Raw genomic sequence first — 3,328 nt, 5'->3', positions numbered from 1 at the left:
GGGTTAGGGTGGGGTAATTTCAGGAATAATGGTGATTCGATAACTTGTGTAAACTCTTTTGCGTTTACTAGCATTTTGCGAACTGACAGAATAAGGAGGGTTTCCTAATCCTACCATTACCGGAATTTCCGTTTTTACTTTTCCTGCTTGACTGGATTCTTCGGCAATTATTTGAGTAATACCAGGAATTAGATCACCTTCCTTTATTCCTGCTTCTAACGCATTAGTTAAATAAACTTTCAATCTTTCTTCTGGTACAAATTTATAACCTAAATCTCCTAATAATAAACCTAATTTTAAATGCGCTATAGTATAGGGAGTCATTAATAATTCAAATCCAAATAGACGGTTTAAAAGTCTTGCACCTCTTAAAAAATTAGTCGGGGATTTTATCCAAAAAAATTTAGTTTAGCATTGTTCTAATTAAATCATTTTTTTGCGATCGCCTTAGACATAGCACATCACAGGAGATCAAGAAGTCGCTCAATATCAGTGTGGGCTTGTTTCAAAATATGGGCAAGAGTAGAGCGTTTAACAGGTTTATGAGCCGGAACTGTCAATTTAAGGACTTCATCAGTCAGTTCTTTTTCTAATCGAATGTGGCTACCACGTTGACGAGCTACAATCCATCCATCTCGTTCTAGAGCAGCTATGATTTTAGTGTATGGAAGGCTGGGAACTTTACTCATATAACCAACTCTTGAACAATGATACCTTCCTGAGCGGAAAATTCATTTTCTACAGGTTCAAGATATAACTCTATAGCTTCTTTAATATTTGCTAATGCCTCATCAACATTTTCCCCTTCACTGATACAACCAGGTAAGGAGGGAACATAGACGGTGTAGCCACCTTCATCACTAGGTTCTAGAATTACTCTTAGCTTCATATTTTTACATCCATGATAAGTTTAATTATATAACAATATTTGAAAAATGCTGTAACTTCGTCCAAGGCGTTCATCAATTAACAATTCATCTGCATTTAATTCTAGAGCAAGAGCGTTGCCTATGGCGAGCGAAGCTATCGCTTCGGCTTCACCTCGATCTAAATTGTGATTATTCCGTAATATGGAAATAAGTTCAAGATTTTTGGCTGGTATAACTTCAATCCAATCTAAAGAAAGCACTCCTGCAATTAAATTTTCTTCATCACTTGCATTTCTAAGTTCTTCTGCAACTCCTTGAGGAATAATCACCTTGTTGTAAATCTGCTGTAACAGTGACAAATAAGCAACAATGGCTAAATTACTTAAAGGTGAAGTATCGCTGATAATAATCATAGCTAGCCTTTTGCACTTAGATGCTGGATATCTTCCTGTAACTCAGCTACATCATAGTGAATACATATTCCCCGTTCAGCAAGTAATTTTTGAAACTTAATTTGATTCATTCCTAATATTTCACTAGCTTTACCCAAGCTAATTTTTTCTTGCTGGAATAACAAAATTACAATTTCCATCAAAAGTTGCTTCTCTGATAAACCACTTGCTTTGACGACTTCATCTGAAATGATCATAATTAATTTTTTAACCTGTTTTCTTGATTCTAACAAATAGAGTTGGCTATAGTCTAATATGTATACACTACTATGGCTAAATTATTTGATTCTACCTGCTTAATTACCTCTAAAGGTAACTCTAATACCTCCGCAATTTGCTCATCATTTAAACCAAAATACCGTAATTTATCAATTTTTTCTATCTGAGTTTTATTATTTTTACGTTGCTTTAATCTTAAATATTCAATAAAATCTGAGTCTTGTATTATACAAGACAATCACTACCAGTAGTCATCGTAGGGTTGGTTAGGCGAACAAGGTAATAAAGAAGAAACATATAATAATGTTTATGCTCCGTAACCCACCATTTACTATCAATGCTTATGGTAGGTTACGCTGTTGTTAACTCAGTCTAAGAAATAGAGAGTAAAATGGGAATAATAGACAAGCTCTTATAAATGAATATAGCCGCTCAACAACTACCTAACTTAACAGGAAAAACTCATTCAGAAGTCTTAATAATTCTCAGCAACCAAGGATTTGAATTTAAAACGCAAACTCAAGGGGGTTATGAAACATTTCAGCATCCAGATGGTAGCCAAATTCATATTCGACCAAATGGGGAAATTGTCCGCACAGGTTCTAGAATTAAAGCAGTTGATGGCAAATCTTACCGTCGTCGCTACAATCAATATGGAGAGCAGATAGAATTTATTTCTGGAGCTAATACTCATAATACTGGAGAGATTGTAAATTTATGACAACAACAATTGCACCAACCCTCACTACTTTTCTCGAAGATTTGAAAAGTGCTGACTTAGTTGGTATTTCTTTAAATCCTCAAAACCTGGGATTACGTCTTGACTTTACCTTTGGTCCTGAAGCCGATGATGTCGCTATTGAATTTTACCAAATTATTCACCTGGTTTTTTCTCAACCTCTCAATGCAAATGATGAAGATATCTGTTTTTGGGTAGGAGAAGTTGAACTCAAGAAAATTGAAGATAATATCCAGGAATTTTTATCTACATCCTATCCATTTGTCAATCAAACTGGCATAATTAATACCAACTTACAATCACTAATTTATTTTCATTTAGAAGGAGATATTTGTTTGGAGGTTGTTTGTAGAAATTATAAAACTTTCCAACAAGTCAAAAATTAAATAATTTCAAATAGAGCTAAAAGTACAGTAATAGTCCAAATCTTTGTAAGATACTCAAACGACAATACACACCTACCTAACAAAATAGTGATATAATTAGAGTGGATAATTCTCTTGATAATACTATGTCCATCAACGTAATCAAAGAACATATTGAAATCACTCCTGGTATTTGTGGAGGAAAACCTCGCATTGCTGGACATCGGATTCGAGTTCAGGATATTGTGATTTGGCATGAAAAAATGGGAATGTCTCCTGATGAAATTCTCTACCATTATCCTAGTATTACCTTATCTGATGTCTATGCTGCTTTAGCATACTATCATGATCATCGAGAAGAAATTAGGCAACAAATATCAGAATCAGAGGCTTTAATCCAAGAAATTCAAGCACAAACTCCTTCGATTCTGCACCAAAAACTGAAAAAAAGTCAAATTTAATACTATAGATATTCTTGTAAAATTATTCGCCAAGCTTGAATATGAGAATCTTTTACCTCCGTTGAATTTCTAGCGTCTATTACTAATTCTTCGGTATATGTGCTAATAAATTCATGATAATCTTCTATAAAACGCAAGTAATATTTTAAGGTATTCACAATACCATTAGCAATAATTTCTAAACCTCGTTCTCTTTTAATACCCAAAATCAATTCATTAATAT

The 3,328-nt window shown here is 33.8% G+C and carries 9 protein-coding genes and 1 pseudogene; 3 read left to right on the top strand and 7 right to left on the bottom strand.

The genetic code is table 11. The features are described 5' to 3' along the window. Nucleotides 1–3: 3 nt before the first annotated feature. The 6 genes from IQ228_RS23485 to IQ228_RS23460 form a co-directional block, all read right to left on the bottom strand. Complete coding sequence (locus IQ228_RS23485) at nucleotides 4–324, bottom strand: hypothetical protein (protein WP_228044042.1); 321 nt, start codon at nucleotides 322–324, stop codon at nucleotides 4–6. 137 nt (nucleotides 325–461) lie between these two features. Continuing rightward, nucleotides 462–689 carry a type II toxin-antitoxin system HicA family toxin gene (locus IQ228_RS23480; RefSeq protein ID WP_193964622.1) on the bottom strand — a complete coding sequence of 76 codons (228 nt, stop codon included), beginning with the start codon at nucleotides 687–689 and terminating at the stop codon, nucleotides 462–464. Then, nucleotides 686–889, bottom strand: a complete 204-nt coding sequence (locus IQ228_RS23475) for a type II toxin-antitoxin system HicB family antitoxin (RefSeq protein WP_193964621.1) — start codon at nucleotides 887–889, stop codon at nucleotides 686–688. The genes IQ228_RS23480 and IQ228_RS23475 overlap by 4 nt, the downstream gene beginning before the upstream one ends. A gap of 21 nt (nucleotides 890–910) precedes the next feature. Then, a complete protein-coding gene (locus IQ228_RS23470) occupies nucleotides 911–1,282 on the bottom strand; it encodes a hypothetical protein (RefSeq protein ID WP_193964620.1) in 372 nt (123 codons plus the stop codon). Nucleotides 1,283–1,284: 2 nt separating this feature from the next. Then, nucleotides 1,285–1,518, bottom strand: a complete 234-nt coding sequence (locus IQ228_RS23465; protein ID WP_193964619.1) for a UPF0175 family protein — start codon at nucleotides 1,516–1,518, stop codon at nucleotides 1,285–1,287. Between the two features lie 53 nt (nucleotides 1,519–1,571). Then, nucleotides 1,572–1,778 (bottom strand): hypothetical protein, encoded by a 207-nt coding sequence (locus IQ228_RS23460; RefSeq protein WP_193964623.1) that lies wholly within the window; start codon nucleotides 1,776–1,778, stop codon nucleotides 1,572–1,574. A 180-nt stretch (nucleotides 1,779–1,958) separates the two neighbouring features. Here IQ228_RS23460 and IQ228_RS23455 point away from each other — a divergent pair, with 180 nt between their 5' ends. The 3 genes from IQ228_RS23455 to IQ228_RS23445 all read left to right on the top strand — a co-directional run bounded on the left by IQ228_RS23455 (nucleotide 1,959) and on the right by IQ228_RS23445 (nucleotide 3,105). Next, nucleotides 1,959–2,261: a hypothetical protein gene (locus IQ228_RS23455; RefSeq protein ID WP_193964617.1), complete on the top strand. Its 303-nt coding sequence runs from the start codon at nucleotides 1,959–1,961 to the stop codon at nucleotides 2,259–2,261. Beyond that, nucleotides 2,258–2,665: a hypothetical protein gene (locus IQ228_RS23450; RefSeq protein ID WP_193964615.1), complete on the top strand. Its 408-nt coding sequence runs from the start codon at nucleotides 2,258–2,260 to the stop codon at nucleotides 2,663–2,665. Before IQ228_RS23455 ends, IQ228_RS23450 begins: the two co-directional genes overlap by 4 nt. Before the next feature lie 125 nt (nucleotides 2,666–2,790). Further along, nucleotides 2,791–3,105 carry a DUF433 domain-containing protein gene (locus IQ228_RS23445; protein WP_193964613.1) on the top strand — a complete coding sequence of 105 codons (315 nt, stop codon included), beginning with the start codon at nucleotides 2,791–2,793 and terminating at the stop codon, nucleotides 3,103–3,105. 2 nt (nucleotides 3,106–3,107) lie between these two features. On the opposite strand, the pseudogene IQ228_RS23440 reads toward IQ228_RS23445, so the two are convergent. Further along, nucleotides 3,108–3,328 (bottom strand): annotated as a pseudogene (locus IQ228_RS23440) (DNA methyltransferase); the annotation flags it as partial.

It is taken from the genome of Dolichospermum sp. LEGE 00246, from assembly GCF_015207865.1.
In the GTDB taxonomy this organism is placed as follows: Bacteria; Cyanobacteriota; Cyanobacteriia; order Cyanobacteriales; family Nostocaceae; genus Dolichospermum; species Dolichospermum heterosporum.
Note: the sequence above shows the minus strand (reverse complement) of the source record. Positions and strands in the feature narration are given on the sequence as shown.